This is a genomic window from Paenibacillus sp. J31R109, assembly GCF_059692055.1.
The window spans coordinates 164,240-181,537 of record NZ_JCAUAR010000015.1 but is presented as its reverse complement, the minus strand read 5'-3'; the positions used below and the strand labels follow the sequence as shown (position 1 = coordinate 181,537).

The window sequence follows — 17,298 nt, the reverse complement described above, 5'->3', positions numbered from 1 at the left end:
TTTCATTATATCGTTGTCTTGAATCGCTCATGGACAAACACCTCTTAGTTCATAGTTAAGATTATTATTACTTCTACACTAAGAGACGTCCACTTTTTATTCTAGATGCATATTTGCCCTAATTTGGTGCTTTTTACGCGAAAATAGCTGAAATAGAGACTCGCAGAGTTCTTATTTCAACTAGATGAAGCTTTTCTGGACAAATAAGGCCATGGCAAGTTCTTATTTGCCCTAATTTGGTGCTTTTTACGCGGAAATAGCTGAAATAGAGACTCGTAGAGTTCTTATTTCAGCTATTTGAAGCTTTTCTGGACAAATAAGGCCATGGCGAGTTCTTATTTGCCGCCTCCCTTACCAACACGACAAAAAACCGCCCCCGACACTAATCGTCGTGAGGCGGCTAAGCGCACTAGGCGCAACTACTTATTTGACCAACGTACCTTTTGTTACCCCCAACTGGTTCGTCGCCTTCAGTGAACGCCATACTTGCGTCCCGCTGATTTGGCCATCGATCGCTTTGCGGTACAAATCAAGAATTTCCGTTACTTTCTCTGGCGTCTCTTCCAAGAACTCGACACGGAACGAGCGGATGCCCAGATCCATGAAGTGGTTCAAATACTCGGCACCAGACTGATCTATCGCGTTGTACACCGTATTCCGGCAACCTTCATCCACACGCACTGGATGGGACATCCCAACGCGATCCTGCAAGGATACGCGCTTCTCCTCGCATGGACGACCACAGTTCGTAAAGTCCGTTCCTTCGCTCAGGAACGTACAATATACACAGTGTTCCGTGTGGAACATCGGCATATGTTGATGAATGACAACCTCCAGCTTAGAGGTCTCCGCGCGGCGAAGCAAGTCAACCATCTGCTGAATGTTCAAGTCATACGAAGGCGTAACCTTGGAAAGCCCTGCAGCCAAGAACAAATCAGCAGCTTTATGATTGGCAATATTCAGTGAGAAGTCACCGATCAGCTGCGGTTGCGGTGCATCCGGATTCTCAAAGCGGTGCTTCAAGAAATAATAGGCTGCGCCTGTATTCCGAATAAGAACCGCATCTGGTTTCAGCTTCAGTATATTGTTAAAATAGCCTGTTTCCCCTGGCATATGAATCCGTGGTGTCACGAGCGCGATCTTGCGCCCAGCGGCATGTACGGCTTCAACCGCAGCAGGAAACTGCTTAATAAATTCAAAATCAGCGTAGATTAAGCCAACGTCCGTCGTTGCAAGAACTGCCTTCACTTGCTCCAAGTTACGGCACAAAGCAGTCAACTCGACCGCGTTACGATCCGCGAGGGATAAAGCAGGTGCATTCACAGCGGTAACAGCAGCGTGATGCTCGGTCACAGAAGTCGGCACGTCGTCATACACGCCGACTTCGCGCTTGATGTACGCGCGCGGCTTCTGCCGCTCGTCTTCCATGAGCTCGACAGCCATGCGGCGCATGCTGTTCAACTCGCGCATCGGCACGATCAGCGCGCCGTCCAGCTGGACATCCAGCTCGGCAAGCTCATAAATCGTGCCGCCCAGGCGTCCGAACTGCTCGGTGAAGAGCTGTTCGTCCATGGGTCTTTTTTCCGCTTGAACCAGCGGAAGTTCGGATTGTACGAAGACGGTGTGGCCACCGCGTACATCCGTCCACCAGCTCTTCAGCGTCTCGCCGAGGACGCCGGTCACTCGAACGCTTACCGGGAATGTCCGGTAAGGCTTATCCGTTTCAAACGTCTGGCGAAGGCGTTTGTCCAAAGCTGGATCGTTCGTCTTCCAGATACGATCGCCCACGTGCAAACGGCCAAGCTCTACATCGTTGCGGCCCATGACGATCTCGATCAATCCACCCTCGGCTTCACCCTCGAGTTTCTCACCCTTGCGGCGCAAATCGTAGATGCGCCCGCCTTCTTCCTTCTTCGTCGGGTCTCCCGCGTCGAAGACAAGCCCATCGCCGCGCTTCAGCGGCGCCTCCAGCTCACAGATCACCGCATCGCGCAGAATCTGCTTGATACGGCCCACGAAAACCCCACGGCTCTTCGGAAACGTGCCGTCAACCAACTGCTTGTTGTTGGTTCCTTGCAGGAACCCAACCGTAAACCCGCGTGAGAAGCTTTGCTGAAGCTCACGTACTTCTTCTTTCGACGGACGCGCGTCCTGCCCATCAAAATAACGGTCAATCGCGCGACGATATTTGCTCACGACGTTGGCCACATACTCAGGGGTCTTCAGACGCCCTTCAATTTTAAAAGAACGAACGCCCGCTTCGATTAGCTCCGGCACGATTTCAATCGCCGCCAAGTCTTTTGGCGACAACAGGTACGTGACGTCACCCATCGGTTTTTGCTCACCGTCCACCATCAGATCATACGGCAAACGGCAAGCTTGCGCGCATTCTCCACGGTTAGCGGAACGGCCTCCCCACATTTCGGAGGTTAAGCATTGTCCCGAATAGGACACACAAAGAGCACCATGCACGAAGACTTCCATCGGAAGCTTCGCCTGATCGCCGATTTGTTTAATTTGTTTAAGGTTATTCTCACGACCAAGAACAACACGTTCGATGTCAAACGGCTTCGTAAACTCAACCGCTTCTGGCGATGTAATCGTCATCTGCGTTGAACCGTGGATCGGGAAATCCGGTGAGATTTCACGAATCATTTTAACCAAGCCCAAATCCTGCACGATCACGGCATCCACGCCTGCATCAACACAAGCATCAATTAACTGCTTCGCATCGTTCAACTCTTCTTCGAACACGAGAATGTTAAACGTCAAGAAACCTTGAACACCATATAGATGAAGGAACGACATAATATCCGGCAGCTCTGCCATCGTAAAGTTATGTGCTCTCGCTCTCGCATTAAATTTCTCCACACCAAAAAACACGGCATCCGCCCCATTGGCAACAGCCGCTCGCAAACAATCCCAATCCCCCGCAGGGGCCAATAATTCTACATCTTCTCTGCGTATCGTACGCATGGCAGCAAATCCTTTCAATATCAATCCTCGGGTAATCCTCAAAGTCTTCTCTTTAGTGTAACAGAAACGATAGGTAGGAATCTAGGGCAGGAGATAACTGCACAGAAAGCCAATATTCGACAATGCTGCCATACAGCAATGCCTTTAGAAGTTAACAAACGTACCCATGAATGCTATAATGGCAAGGATAGTGACCTTTATTGACAATTCTCCTATGCTTCGCAAAGGATGAATTGCAATCTTTCTAGCAATCGAGGGATCCTTTTGAATTTGTCGAAAATTCGTGTGCTCCAATACCTGATAGGGCTAAGCCTCGGCTTATTGCTCATCGTGCTCTTGCTATTATTTTTACCAAAACATGTGGAAACTAAGCTTCTTTACGCAACAAGCGGTGATTCTTACGATACCGCAGCGTATAGTAATTTCCAACAAACCTTGCAAGCTGGTGTTCAAATTGATAGAAAAAGCATTACTTCTCTATCGGCTCGCCAATTGCGCTCCTATGACGCTTTATATCTGGATCCTGCGCTAGCGCAAGATCCCACCTGGTCTAAGCAAACAGATAAGCTTATGAGCTATGTGAAAAAGGGCGGACATCTTTTGTTGGAAAATGAGTTCGGCGACCGCTTTCCGCTAGATTTTCTTGGTGCTGAACAACTTGTTGATTTGAAAAAAGTGCCGATCGGCAACTTAGTTTTAAGCCCTCAGACCGTAGATTCGCTGACGCTTGGCTATCCACAGGTGTCTGTTAATTTACAGGGCATTCAGCAATCGTTTCAATTGTTTACACAAAGCTATCTCAAGCATAATGGCATGGACGATATGCCTGGATTTCATCTTGGATTTGGCTTCGGTCCATCTACAGGACAATCCGTAGTCAATATGTATAAAGCATTCGAGTCGAAGCAGCCTGTCTCCCTTGTCTTACACAATCGTGTAGGCAAAGGTACCGTGCTCATTAGCAGTAATTTATTGCCTAATCGCTACTTCCCTACGGGCTTCGATATGGCGAGCGGAGCCGATCCGAAGTTAGGCTTTGCCCAGTTCGCTGAGAAATACTTTATGACTAGCAAAGCAACACCAGGAACAACTTACTTCAATAAAAGAGCTCTGCCGATTGAGCCCTATTTTAACTTCGCTTTCGCGGCGGCGAATATGCAGTACCGCAGTGAGCTGCTCGCCTATGTTTCGAAGGAAACGCTCGGATACAGCGTGAAGAAGAGCCTTGGTCCTTATGGACGGCCTGCGATGGCGTTTCAGAACCATTTTGAGGCGATGCCGGCGATTGAGCAAAAAGACGGCATCGCTTGGACGGAGAAGCTGAAAGAGTATAACGAGGTTCCCTCGTTTACACTCGTGCGCAACGCCTTCTACTGGGGTGAATGGCGCGAGAGCGTGACGGTGCAGCTCAATACAGGAACGAACGCGAAGCCGTCGTTCGTGGGTGAGTTGCCCGGCTCCGGCTACGCGAGCGGACTGCACGTGATGGCTGCCGGCATTCCATTAAGGCAAGCCACGTACGGACCGTATCGCGATCTGCAATCCGCGATTGAACTGCCGTACCGCGCGTACCCCGCCGCCGCGGATCTGAACGGCGACGGCCGCACCGACCTCGTCGTCGGCAGCGCGGATGGATTCGTGTATGTCTACACGAATCTTGGCAAGGATGAGGCGGCTTACGTCAGCGAGCCGCCGCCGAAGGGCATGGCGCTGCCCGACACGTTCGGCGCGCCTGCCCGGTTATTGCTGGAGAGCGGTGCACCGCTCCAGCTCAGCCCTTACAGTGCCGTTCACGCCGCTGACGTGAACGGAGATGGCCGCACCGACCTCGTCGTCGCAGACGAGTCCGGCAGGGTGTGGCAGCTGCCGCAGCTCGCGGGCGGCAGGTTCGGCAAGCCCGCGGCTGTGCTCGCGGGCGGGAAAGCGCTGCAGCTGCCCGGAGGGCCTGCAGCGCCAGCCGTCGCCGACGTGAACGGCGACGGCAAGCTCGACCTCGTCCTAGGCGCAGCCGATGGACGAGTGTGGCTGTACTGGGGCCGCAGCGCAGCGGCCTTGGATCTTGACCAAGGCAGCACGCTATTCCCGCTGCCCAACCGCGCTACACACGCCGCGCCAGCGGTGCGTGACCTCAACGGCGACGGCCGACCGGATCTCGTGGTCGGCAGCAGTGACGGGGACCTTCAAGTGTTCATCCAAGAAGATGCTGGTTCTTGGACAGATGTAGGTCCCCTCGAGGGAACAACCTTGAACCAAGTCGGTAACCACGCGTTGGTTGCTGGTCATTATTCCGTTCCTTTATGGTTGGATCTCAATCACGATGGCAACGACGACCTCATCGTGGGTGGTATCGAATTCGGATCTCCAGTGTCAATCGATAATCCGCACTTCCCGTATAAAGCGGAGTTAAACGAGTTCATTGACTATGCGCAGAAGAATCATTTACAACTAAATCCGCATATTTTTGTACATAATTTTAAAAGTGCTGATGACGAAAAAATAGAGGTTAACCTGCATCAACAAGCTTTCAAAAAGCTTGGCATTCCTTGGCTCCATCCCGGTACGAATCAGCATACCTGGCGGATTAATAATCAAGATCATGATCAGACGCTTCTTACCGAGAAAGAGCATGGTATGTGGTACAACTTCGGTTTCTTACCTGCCGAATCACCTGTGCTCGCTCGACCAGAATCGATTTGGTCGCTTCCTTTCCTTTTGCAAGATGGGCAAGGAAAGACCGATGCAACGATGCTCATCCATGCACCGACGCCGGTCTTACGACCAGCGGGTGACAATGCAAACACCGATGTATTCGAGTCGATGGTCAAACTGGATATGCCCATTGATTATTTTGAGCATATTGAATACCATTTCCCTGATCCTATCAAGGTTGCCAATTTAACCGAATTTGCTGTGTACTTTGACAAGCTTCGTACTAAGCATGATTATAACTTTATGTCGGAAACACAGATGGCCCAATCCTTCTTGACCGCGATGCAAAGCGATGTGAAGATTAGCCAAACCTGGGGCTCCTACCTGTGGGATCGATTAAAGGATCGTCTCAGCGCAGGCAATCCCCACTTCCATGCCACATTCTCACCTGTAACGTCAGGTGTTTCTGAATTAGCGGAAGAGTATGCGAATACGTTAGGCGTCATCATTGAAAAAGGAGACAAGCTCGCGCTATATTCCTTACAAAGTGATTCTGATGTCTACACGACAATTGAGAACAAGTTGTATCTTGGATTAGCGAAGAAAACTGACATTCGTGTGGGCCCGTCAACGCAACAGTTCCATGTTGTCCGTTCAAATGTCCCTTTTACCCTTTCTGGTGAAGGCAGCACCTATCAGTTGAAGCTCGACTCCGCAGGTTTACAGCAAGTGAAATTTTTTAGTACGAGTGAACTCAAGTTCAATCCTTCTGATGATGTTAAACTTACTTTTGATGCACCAACTAACACATACACGCTGACCCGATACGGAGATGTGACGACACTTACTTTTACCGGTCCTGTCGCGCCTGCACAGTAACTCTACATGACTTTATATTTAAATCAGGAGGCTATCCCCATGTCTAATTTATTGGAAGAGCTAGAACAGCATATTCGCGAGCGTTACGAAATTGCCGAGGATGATGACGATTTCGATGTTGATGTTCATTTGTTCGATTATGGGTTCATTGATTCCGTTGGGGCGACTGCACTTATCGCTCATATCGAGAAGACATACAATCTGCAAGTAACGAATCAGGATTTGATGCTTTACCCAATGAACACGGTGAGTGAGATTGCCGAATTTATTTCCAAGAAGACTGCGAGGTAAGGGATTCATGAGTACAGTTAAAATTCCACTTACAGGCCTTGCTGAAAGCCAGCATGGTCAAGTCAAATACGCATCAGCTTTCGCCGATGAGCATATTCAAGAAATTCTTCTACTCGATGGAGAAATCATCATCACCCATAACTCTCCTAACGGCGACGAAGGGATTACTTCACGTGTTGAGCGGCTGATTGAACGTTTCTCCCATGGTGATTTCGGATTTAAAGAAAATATTTTATTCGAAAATAAAGTCGACACGCCTTATGAAGGCGATATTATTGCTGAACTGGCTGAGCGTAAAGCGATTAAAGTGCTAGAGCCTGGTCTCTTTATCTTCCGTGAACCTTTCTCTAGTCTAATGCGTTTCCTTGACTACTCGTTCGTTAGTAAAATTGCGAGACGTTTCGAAGGTGTTCAAGAAGAACAATACCCTGCGGTTATCAATAGTCATACGTTAAACAAAACGAATCATTTCACTTCATTCCCTGAGCACATTCATTTCGTGACGCATCTGCGTGAGGATCTCGATGTCATCGAGGCCTTCTCCCAAACGATCCGAGAAGCTGGTGGTTGGGATCAAGAGAAGCCTTTGGCGCTGGATAACAACATGGTGAAGCCTAACTTCATGATGAACCCTTCTACGTGTTACCACTGCTATGAAGGACTTGAGAACGAAACTTTGGAAGGCGACGGCATTGTTGTGACGGCGATTGCGAAATGTCATCGTTTCGAGTCCAAGAACCATTCCGATTTCGGTCGCCTGCTTGATTTCTCGATGCGTGAAATTATTTTCGTCGGTAAGCCTGAGTTCGTGAAAGAGAATCGTTTGAAATCCATTGAGTATTTAAAAGAGTTGGCTGTTGAATGGCAAGTAGACAGCTTATTGGAAATTGCGAACGATCCCTTCTTCACCAATGATTTTCAGGTAAAAGCGTCGTTCCAACGTAATCAGGAGATGAAGTACGAACTTCGCCTGAACATTCCGCATGTGAAGAAGTCCATTGCATGTTCCTCCGTTAATTTCCATAGCAATACGTTCGGCAACGCTTTTAATATCAAAATGGGCAAACGTAACGCTGTCACTGGCTGCGTAGGTTTCGGTATCGAGCGCTGGGCATTCGCATTCTTGGCGCAATATGGCCTCGATGAGGCGCAATGGCCTGCCACGTTCCGTGAGCAGTACAACACTTGGCAAGAGAAGGCTTTGTAAGTTCAATTACCCCAGGGTGCTCGTCTCCTATGAACGAGTCCTTGGGTTTTCATTTTAACCACTACGAAGATAATGAGTGATTCTATTGAAAGCAACCGCTGCTTTTCTCAAAAAAAATAGCTTTGCACTCGGCCTTTTGCTCGCCATCGTCGTCTCCGACCTACTCATTTCTTGGTGGAACCCGATGGCGTCTTCACGCCGTTTTTACAAAAACGACTTCACCAAAACACTCTACCACCATAGCTGGTCCCAATCGGGTCCAGTTTTCTTCGGTAATTCGGCCGTTACGGGTGCTTATATCGAAGAGAAGTCTGAGCATCCTTTGGTGGAGATGGGGCTTTCCTACGGTAAGCTGACTGATTTAAAGGGCATCCTGAAAGACAACCTGTACCAAGTACAGAATGAGCTCGTCATCGGGATCGACGTGCATACCATGCTCGACCCGCTTGAAACCGATCCCACTTACCAGTGGTTCAAACCTTGGTACCAGCCCTACGTGTATACGTACCGCGATTACTTCCGTGATTCCGGTGTGGAGTTTGCTCGCAATTTAAGCAAAGGCAGTCTGGCTTACGAGCCGCGCTGGATTGATAAGGAATTGTACCCAGGCCGCAAGGACGACGCAGCGTTAAAGCTTAAATGGGACGACTACGACAAACGGTTCGGCGCCATGACCTTGAAGGATTTTCAAGATAATCTGGATGCCCTGCAGTGGGTAATCCAGTATGCAGACGAGCATAAGCTCGCACTGCGTGTGATTTGGATGCCGTGGAACAAAGGCTATGCCGATCCTCCCTATGTCGCTTCACTGAAGGATGCGGTTAACGCCCAGCTAAAGGCTGCGAACATACCCACATTGGATTTGATGCACACCTACGATCCGCGTTATTTCCATGACCTCGTTCACCTAAACCGAGAAAATGGTGCGCCGCTATTTACGAAGGAGGTTGACACATGGTTAAATTCCTTAGGAAAACCGTCGAAATCCTCATCTACCTCGTGATGCTTTACTTGGTTTTCATTTATTTTACCGGCAAGGGATTGTTCATCTACGAGAAGTTCTAAGATCTAGCAAGCGAGGAGTTCTTTAGCTATGTTTTATATGCACATGAACGCGATGGTCGCGATGAGTGGCATGATTGCCGTTCTGATGCTCACCCGCAAGTGGGCGGATAATAAGCGCATTTTGATGATCATATTCAGCTTGTGCTTTCTACTGTTGTTTAGTAAGAAGCTCATGGTTTTCTATGCGGCTTTTACGATAATTAATTATTTCGGGTTTGTGTATCTGTGCCGAACGACGATTTGGCGGAAAGCGACCTTTATTTTCGGCATCGCCGCCAATATCATAGGTGTGTTTCTCGGTGTTCGTTTTTTCGTTATGGGTGTTTTCAGCTCACCCTTGTTCGACGCCATCATTTATTTAGGACTCATTTACAATGTTCTCAAAGTGATTGATTCGTACTATTTCGCTTATTTCTTTGGAAAAGATGGCGAAGTGCCAGCCATTGATTATGCTAATTATTTATTGTTCATTCCGACCTTCACTTCAGGACCGATTCTGAAATTCCGGGATTTCATGGCCGATAGTAAAAAGCCCTACACGGTAGATGCTAGGCTTTTTGAAGATAGTGTGAAGCGAATCATTCTCGGTTTATTTAAAAAGATTGTCGTCGTCACCTGGATGACCGGGGTGTTCGATCAAGTCTTGAAGCAAGAGCTTCATACTTGGCAATCGTTGTTCCTGCTGATCTGGTTCTACGCCCTCATCTACTTCGACTTCTCGGGCTACTCCGATATGGCGATTGGATTTGGCCGCTTAATGGGGTATACAATGCCTGAGAACTTCAAGAAGCCTCTCTTCTCGCCTTCTATGACGCAGTTTTGGCGCAATTGGCATGCCACGCTGGGTGATTTTTTCCGGGATCATATCTTTATGTTCTTCTCGCGTAAAACGCCCTCTACAGGGCTCACAGCCAGCTTATCCATCTTAATCATGGTGCTAATGGGTCTATGGCATGGCTTTACGTGGTTGTACTTTCTCTACGGTCTGTACCATGGCGTCATTATAGCCATTGAGAATATCTTCAAACTCACGACTGTGAATAAGAAAAAGGTATCTAAAGCATACTTCTACTTCCGCTGCTTCGTTACGCAGACACTGGTTACGTTTTCGGTCATTATTTACAGTTCCAACTACGATACCGTGCTTCGTATCTACAAAGGCTTGCTTCATTTTACTGGATGATAGTGATATAATTTGAACTGATTGTTTTATCAATTATGGAGGTGTAATCGAATGAAGTTAGGCGTTTTTATGGTTCTTTTCGGTGGAAAACCTTTCGAGGAAGCGTTAGATTATATTGCTGCGAAAGGCTTGGACGCTGTTGAGATTGGTACCGGCGGCTACCCAGGCACTGCGCATTGCAACCCAGCAGAATTACTTGCTGATGCAGGCAAGCTCAAAGCATTTAAACATGCGGTAGAGTCCCGCGGTTTGACAATTAGTGCACTAAGTGCACATGGTAACCCTCTTCACCCGCAAAAACACATCGCAAAAGAGTTTCACGATGCTATTATACAAACGATTGAACTGGCTGAGCGCCTTGAAGTTCCTGTAGTCAATACGTTCTCAGGCTGCCCTGGCGACCACGAGGATGCGAAATATCCGAACTGGCCAGTAGCGCCTTGGCCGAACGATTTCCAAGAGATTTTGGACTGGCAGTGGACGAATAAGGTCATTCCTTACTGGAAAGAAACTGGTAAATTTGCCGCTGATCGCAATATCAAAATCGGACTTGAGCTGCACGGTGGTTTCTCCGTACATACGCCAGCTACGCTTCTTCGCCTTCGCGAAGCTGCAGGTGAAGCAATCGGCGCCAACTTGGATCCAAGTCACATGTGGTGGCAAGGGATCGATCCTGTTCAAGCGGTGCAAATCCTTGGACGCGCTAACGCAATTCACCACTTCCATGCGAAAGATACATCGCATGATTACAACAACACGAACCGTTTCGGTGTGACGGATATGCAGTCCTACACAAACATGCTTGACCGTTCATGGCAGTTCCGTTCCGTTGGTTTCGGTCATGATATGAAAGTATGGGCTGACATCATCTCCGCATTGCGTCTAGTTGGTTATGATTATGTTGTTAGTATCGAGCATGAAGACGGCTTAATGTCTGTAGACGAAGGTTTCTCCAAAGCCGTTCAAAACCTACAACAAGTACTCATCAAGGAACCTCTTGGTGAAATGTGGTGGGTGTAATCTGAAGCAAAAAAAGCCCACAGGCTGCAGATCTAACGATCTAACGTCCTGTGGGCTTTTCTTTGGTTACCTGTATGTACTACCAGCCTTTGATCATGATAACATCCATGAAAAGGAATACGAGTAGAGCAACGGTTCCAAAACCAAGTGCAAATAGATTTCTCTTAGGGCTGATCAATTGTCGAATAACTGCAATTGCAATAATGACTGTGAAGATCAACACATAGATATCAAAGCTTGTATACGTGCTCGTTGATGCTTCAGCTGCTTCTGCGAATAACATGGTGAAACCTCCTTATAGTGCTCGGTGCAAGGCACACGTCCTGCTATTTTAATACTATGTTAGCTTGATTGGACACGAGATGCAAGTAGTTGCATCGATGTGTAACAAGTTTGTCACCTTTTGTTTGGGAATTGGCCGATTTGACGAAGATCTTCAGGCAGATTTCTTTTATATCCCTTGTACGTATAAATTGTCCATCTGTACGACTATTTATTACTCTGAACAACAAAGCCTGTACGGAATTCCGTACAGGCTTCGTTAACTTAGAACCTTGAGCTATTCTTATACGGCTAAGGCATCACGGTGATCATCATCCGCGGGAATTTTAGTGATTTCGGTGTCGGCTAGCTCTTTTTCCTGCCATGCTAGAAACCGGAAAGGATCAATTCCTAAAGCAGATACAATTTCCTGAAGCTCTAACGTCGGTTTCATCATTACTAGCCTCCACAACGTGAATTTATATTAGAACTGCTATATCTCTCAATCATCATGTTTATCGTTAGGTTAGGTAGAGGGAGATGTTCACTGTTTCTTACTATTATTATAGGCTTACATCCTTATTTATGGATAGAGGGTTAAATTGTCGAAGCCTGTATCATTCAGTTAAGTCTTAGCAAACTTTAGGCAAAATTACACTTGTAAAAATAAAAAAGCTTGGAATTGGTTAAAAAACACCACATTCCAAGCTTACTATCCGTTATCAGCTCACGGAGCCTTCGAGTACATCCATGCGCTTCGCATAGTCTTCCGAACGCACGCGATCCCGCTCCAGGATCGGCTTCAAGTATTGGCCGGTATACGACCCGGCCACCTTCACGACATCCTCTGGCGTTCCCGCCGCCACGATCAAGCCCCCGCGGTTACCACCTTCGGGTCCTAGATCGATAAGGTGGTCCGCCGTCTTGATGACATCGAGGTTATGCTCGATGACGAGAACCGTTTCACCGCTCTCAACAAGGCGGTGAAGAACTTTCAGGAGACGATCGATATCATGAATGTGAAGCCCCGTCGTGGGCTCATCCAGAATATAGATCGTCTTGCCTGTACTGCGGCGGTACAACTCCGCCGCGAGCTTCACACGCTGGGCTTCGCCGCCTGACAGCGTGGTTGCTGGTTGGCCGAGCGTCATGTAGCCTAGGCCAACATCGAGAAGTGTATTCAGCTTACGATGAATGCGCGGCAAGTTCTTGAAGAACTCGCAGCCGTCCTCAATCGTCATCTCCAACACTTCCGAAATGCTTTTGCCTTTGTACTTCACTTCCATCGTCTCACGATTGTAGCGTTTGCCTTTGCAAATCTCACACGGTACGTAAACATCAGGTAGGAAATGCATCTCAATCTTGATGATGCCATCTCCGCGACAAGCCTCACAACGACCGCCCTTCACGTTAAAGCTAAAGCGGCCTTTCTTATAACCCCGCACCTTAGCTTCGTTCGTATTCGCGTATACATCACGAATATCATCGAATACACCCGTGTAAGTCGCTGGGTTGGAACGCGGTGTCCGGCCGATTGGGGACTGATCAATGTCGATGACTTTATCGATATGCTCTAAACCAACAATTTCTTTATGCTCCCCTGGACGAACTTTTGCACCGTTCAAATCACGGGATAACGTTTTGAACAAGATTTCATTAATCAACGTACTCTTGCCTGAACCGGATACGCCAGTTACGCAAGTAAATACCCCTAAAGGTACTTTGGCGGATACGTTGCGCAAATTATTCTCTTTGGCGCCTTTTACTTCAATCCACTTGCCATTCGGTTTGCGTCGAACCGCAGGAATCGGAATGAACCGCTTGCCGCTCAAATACTGACCCGTTAAGGAATTGTCATCCTTCATCAGCTCTTCTGGCGTTCCTTGAGCAATAACCTGTCCACCGTGGATTCCGGCACCAGGACCGATATCAATGATATAATCGGCCGCCATCATCGTGTCTTCATCATGCTCAACGACGATGAGTGTGTTCCCTAGATCGCGCATATGCTCCAGCGTCTGAATCAAACGTGTGTTATCCCGTTGATGCAATCCAATACTCGGCTCATCGAGGATGTACAAGACACCCATCAGACTTGAACCAATCTGTGTCGCCAAACGAATCCGCTGCGCCTCTCCACCAGACAAAGTGCCAGCCGCACGGTGCATCGTCAAATAATCAAGTCCGACATTCACCAGAAAGCCTAGACGCGCTCTAATCTCTTTCAGGATCAAATTCGAAATCGTCAACTCACGCTCATTCAGTTGCAGACCTTTAAACCACTCTTCCGCTTCCCCGATGGAAAGAGAAGTGGCGTGGGAGATGTTCTTACCGTTAATCGTTACAGCAAGTGTTTCCGGCTTCAAACGGTGACCTTTACATTTCGGACAAGGCTTAGTGCTCATGTAGGTCTGGATATGTTCGCGAATCCCCTCTGAGAAAGTATCCTTGAATCTGCGCTCCAAGTTGCGAATAATCCCTTCAAATGGCACTAGCGCTTCCTTGGATGCGCCCATATCATTCTCGTAACGAAAACGGATTTTCTCGCCACCCGTTCCATACAGAATCACCTTCATTTGGTCGTTGCTAATCTCGGATACGGGTACATTGCGCGGGATCTTGTAGTGTTCACAAACTGCCGCAAGAAACTGCGGATAGTAATTGGAAGTACTTCCTGCCCAGGCTTCAAATGCACCTTCTTCAATCGTGAGCTTGTTATCAGGCACGAGCAAGTCTGGATCCACAATCATCTGACTGCCTAATCCATCACAATCAGGGCAAGCACCGAAGGGGCTGTTAAATGAAAACATTCTTGGCGCAAGCTCTTCGACGCTAAATCCACACTCCGGACATGCCAAGTTCTGACTGAACAAGAGTTCTTCTTTCTCCATGACATCGACGATGACACGACCATTCGCCAACTTCAGCGCAGTTTCTAAAGAATCTGCCAAACGTGTCTGTACATCATCTTTAACCACGATACGGTCAACGACCACATCGATGGTGTGCTTTTTATTTTTGTCGAGCTCAATTTTCTCGGAAAGTTCTACTGTCTCCCCGTTTACACGAACCCTCACAAACCCTTGCTTCTGAACATCCACGAATAGCTTCGTATGCTCACCTTTGCGCCCAGAAATAAGTGGTGCTAGAATTTGAATCTTCGTGCGCTCCGGGTACTCCATAATGCGGTCCACCATTTGTTCCACGGTTTGCGAAGTAATCTCGATACCATGGGTAGGACAGTGTGGCCGCCCAATGCGAGCAAACAACAATCTTAAATAATCGTAAATCTCCGTTACGGTTCCTACCGTGGAACGTGGGTTACGGCTAGTGGTTTTCTGGTCGATAGATATAGCAGGTGATAACCCATCGATGGAATCGACATCTGGTTTATCCATATTCCCGAGGAATTGACGCGCATAGGCAGAAAGGGACTCAACGTATCTACGTTGCCCTTCCGCATAAATCGTATCAAAGGCCAGCGATGATTTCCCCGATCCACTTAAGCCCGTAAGTACAACGAACTTATCCCGTGGAATGGTGACATCAATATTTTTAAGATTGTGAGCTCTCGCTCCTTTAATAACGATCTGATCTCTAGACACAGAAACCCTTCCTCTCCTATGTGAAGCTGCTACCCCTACTAGGCATCAGCTTTCATTTCCATAATCGCATCACGCAGCTGTGCCGCACGTTCAAATTGCAGGTTCTTCGCCGCTTCTTTCATCTCGACTTCTAAGCGCTCAATAAGGGATGCACGATCTTTCTTCGACATCTTAGCACCCTTCACATCAGCCAAGTAATCTGACTTCTGCTCGGCAACCTTGGTTGCTTCAATTACGTCGCGAATTTTCTTAGCAATTGTCTGCGGTGTGATGCCCAATCTCTCATTGTTAGCTTCCTGCAGGGCGCGGCGGCGATTCGTCTCCGAGATCGCTTTCTCCATGGAATCCGTGATTTTATCCCCGTACATGATGACTCGACCATCGGAGTTCCGTGCCGCACGTCCAATCGTTTGAATCAACGAACGCTCAGAACGCAAAAAGCCTTCCTTATCCGCATCTAGAATAGCAACCAGTGAAACCTCTGGTAAATCGAGACCCTCTCTGAGAAGGTTGATCCCAATCAATACATGGAAAGTCCCCAAGCGCAAGTCCCGAAGAATCTGCATCCGCTCAAAGGTCTTAATATCCGAGTGCAAATAACGCACTTTAATGCCGATTTCCTTAAAGTAATCCGTCAAATCCTCCGACATCTTCTTCGTTAACGTGGTCACAAGAACGCGCTCGTCTTTGCGAACCCGGTCCTGAATTTCTGCGATGAGATCATCGATTTGACCTTTGGTTGGTCGAACCTCAATAATCGGATCCAACAGCCCTGTTGGCCGGATAATTTGTTGAATCATGTTCGGAGTATGCTCCAATTCATAGGGCCCTGGCGTTGCTGATATATATAAAATCTGACTGACTTTCTCTTCAAATTCCTCAAAACGCAGCGGACGGTTATCTAAAGCGGAAGGCAGCCTGAAACCGTGATCAACTAAGACATCTTTCCGTGCTTTATCCCCATTAAACATCGCGCGAATTTGCGGCAACGTCACATGAGACTCATCCACCATGAACAGCATGTCGTCTGGGAAATAATCTATTAACGTATAGGGTGTTGCTCCTCGCTCACGGAATGTCAGCGGTCCTGAGTAATTCTCAATCCCTGAGCAGAAGCCCATCTCTTCCATCATTTCCATGTCGTAGCGCGTACGCTGTTCCAAGCGCTGTGCTTCCAAAAGCTTCCCTTGGTCTCTCAGCTCAGCAAGACGCTCTTCCAACTCGCGGCCAATGTTCACGAGCGCACGTTTCATCGTATCCTCGTGCGTCACGAAGTGAGATGCTGGGAAAATGGCGATATGATCGCGCTGGCCAATAATTTCACCAGTAAGAACATTAATTTCCGTAATCCGCTCAATTTCATCGCCAAATAACTCTACACGTACCGCATGTTCACTGTGTGAGGCCGGGAATATCTCCACAACATCTCCACGCACACGGAACGTACCGCGAACAAAGTTCAGATCATTGCGTTGATATTGAATATCTACAAGCCGGTGCAAAATTTCAGTACGCGACTTCTCCATCCCAACACGTAAAGACAGCAATAAATTGCCATATTCCATTGGTGACCCTAAGCCATAAATACACGATACGCTGGCAACAACGATAACGTCGCGACGTTCGAATAAGGAGCTTGTCGCCGAGTGACGAAGCTTATCAATCTCTTCATTGATGCTGGAATCTTTCTCGATGTAAGTGTCGGAGGAGGCAATGTAGGCTTCGGGCTGATAGTAGTCATAGTAACTGACGAAGTAGGATACGGCATTATGAGGAAAAAACTCTTTGAATTCGCTGCACAACTGTGCGGCTAAGGTTTTATTGTGAGCAATAATCAACGTTGGTCGGTTAAGTTTCGCTATGACTTGTGCAGCTGTGAACGTTTTCCCTGTTCCCGTTGCACCGAGCAGCGTCTGATGCTTGTTGCCTGCTTGTATGCTCTGGACGATCTCCTCAATAGCTTGAGGTTGGTCTCCTTGCGGCAGAAAATCTGATACAAGCTCAAATTTCTTAGAGCTCATGACGAGTTCACTCATCCATTATCACCCTCATTGTCGAAATAAATCGAACTTTTATCCTATAAACTTTCCCAATCGACATTCCGATATAGAAGTCTATGGAACTTTCTCTTACATATATGAAGGATTGCAATAACTATCCAA

Annotated in this window: 11 protein-coding genes; 6 read left to right on the top strand and 5 right to left on the bottom strand. The window is 47.8% G+C overall.

Annotated elements, in window-relative coordinates; all coding sequences use genetic code 11:
* Positions 1-423: 423 nt before the first annotated feature.
* Positions 424-2,976, bottom strand: coding sequence for a U32 family peptidase (locus AC58QT_RS28090; RefSeq protein ID WP_497411874.1), 2,553 nt, complete (start codon positions 2,974-2,976; stop codon positions 424-426).
* A 264-nt stretch (positions 2,977-3,240) separates the two neighbouring features.
* On the opposite strand from AC58QT_RS28090, the gene AC58QT_RS28085 reads away from it, so the two are divergent.
* From AC58QT_RS28085 to AC58QT_RS28060, 6 genes are all read left to right on the top strand, one after another.
* Positions 3,241-6,504, top strand: coding sequence for an FG-GAP repeat domain-containing protein (locus tag AC58QT_RS28085; protein ID WP_497411873.1), 3,264 nt, complete (start codon positions 3,241-3,243; stop codon positions 6,502-6,504).
* 39 nt (positions 6,505-6,543) lie between these two features.
* Positions 6,544-6,795 carry an acyl carrier protein gene (locus AC58QT_RS28080; RefSeq protein ID WP_310501010.1) on the top strand — a complete coding sequence of 84 codons (252 nt, stop codon included), beginning with the start codon at positions 6,544-6,546 and terminating at the stop codon, positions 6,793-6,795.
* A 7-nt stretch (positions 6,796-6,802) separates the two neighbouring features.
* Positions 6,803-8,002, top strand: coding sequence for a class-II aminoacyl-tRNA synthetase family protein (locus tag AC58QT_RS28075; RefSeq protein ID WP_497411872.1), 1,200 nt, complete (start codon positions 6,803-6,805; stop codon positions 8,000-8,002).
* An 85-nt stretch (positions 8,003-8,087) separates the two neighbouring features.
* Complete coding sequence (locus AC58QT_RS28070; protein WP_497411871.1) at positions 8,088-9,005, top strand: hypothetical protein; 918 nt, start codon at positions 8,088-8,090, stop codon at positions 9,003-9,005.
* A gap of 90 nt (positions 9,006-9,095) precedes the next feature.
* A complete protein-coding gene (locus AC58QT_RS28065; RefSeq protein ID WP_310501013.1) occupies positions 9,096-10,250 on the top strand; it encodes an MBOAT family O-acyltransferase in 1,155 nt (384 codons plus the stop codon).
* A gap of 51 nt (positions 10,251-10,301) precedes the next feature.
* A complete protein-coding gene (locus tag AC58QT_RS28060; RefSeq protein WP_310501014.1) occupies positions 10,302-11,270 on the top strand; it encodes a sugar phosphate isomerase/epimerase family protein in 969 nt (322 codons plus the stop codon).
* Positions 11,271-11,349: 79 nt separating this feature from the next.
* Here the strand turns inward: AC58QT_RS28060 and AC58QT_RS28055 are convergent, their stop codons facing one another.
* From AC58QT_RS28055 to uvrB, 4 genes are all read right to left on the bottom strand, one after another.
* Positions 11,350-11,553, bottom strand: a complete 204-nt coding sequence (locus AC58QT_RS28055) for a hypothetical protein (RefSeq protein ID WP_310501015.1) — start codon at positions 11,551-11,553, stop codon at positions 11,350-11,352.
* Positions 11,554-11,835: 282 nt separating this feature from the next.
* Complete coding sequence (locus AC58QT_RS28050) at positions 11,836-11,988, bottom strand: hypothetical protein (protein ID WP_310501016.1); 153 nt, start codon at positions 11,986-11,988, stop codon at positions 11,836-11,838.
* A 265-nt stretch (positions 11,989-12,253) separates the two neighbouring features.
* Positions 12,254-15,136 carry an excinuclease ABC subunit UvrA gene (gene uvrA / locus AC58QT_RS28045; protein ID WP_497411870.1) on the bottom strand — a complete coding sequence of 961 codons (2,883 nt, stop codon included), beginning with the start codon at positions 15,134-15,136 and terminating at the stop codon, positions 12,254-12,256.
* A gap of 38 nt (positions 15,137-15,174) precedes the next feature.
* Positions 15,175-17,172 carry an excinuclease ABC subunit UvrB gene (uvrB, locus tag AC58QT_RS28040; protein WP_497411869.1) on the bottom strand — a complete coding sequence of 666 codons (1,998 nt, stop codon included), beginning with the start codon at positions 17,170-17,172 and terminating at the stop codon, positions 15,175-15,177.
* Positions 17,173-17,298: the final 126 nt, after the last annotated feature.

Coding starts and splice junctions, on each gene's coding strand:
- AC58QT_RS28055 (WP_310501015.1), bottom strand. CDS start 11,553: ATGTTATTCGCAGAAGCAGCTGAAGCATCAACGAGCACGTATACAAGC.
- AC58QT_RS28080 (WP_310501010.1), top strand. CDS start 6,544: ATGTCTAATTTATTGGAAGAGCTAGAACAGCATATTCGCGAGCGTTAC.
- AC58QT_RS28060 (WP_310501014.1), top strand. CDS start 10,302: ATGAAGTTAGGCGTTTTTATGGTTCTTTTCGGTGGAAAACCTTTCGAG.
- AC58QT_RS28065 (WP_310501013.1), top strand. CDS start 9,096: ATGTTTTATATGCACATGAACGCGATGGTCGCGATGAGTGGCATGATT.
- AC58QT_RS28075 (WP_497411872.1), top strand. CDS start 6,803: ATGAGTACAGTTAAAATTCCACTTACAGGCCTTGCTGAAAGCCAGCAT.
- uvrB (WP_497411869.1), bottom strand. CDS start 17,172: ATGAGTGAACTCGTCATGAGCTCTAAGAAATTTGAGCTTGTATCAGAT.
- AC58QT_RS28050 (WP_310501016.1), bottom strand. CDS start 11,988: ATGATGAAACCGACGTTAGAGCTTCAGGAAATTGTATCTGCTTTAGGA.
- AC58QT_RS28090 (WP_497411874.1), bottom strand. CDS start 2,976: ATGCGTACGATACGCAGAGAAGATGTAGAATTATTGGCCCCTGCGGGG.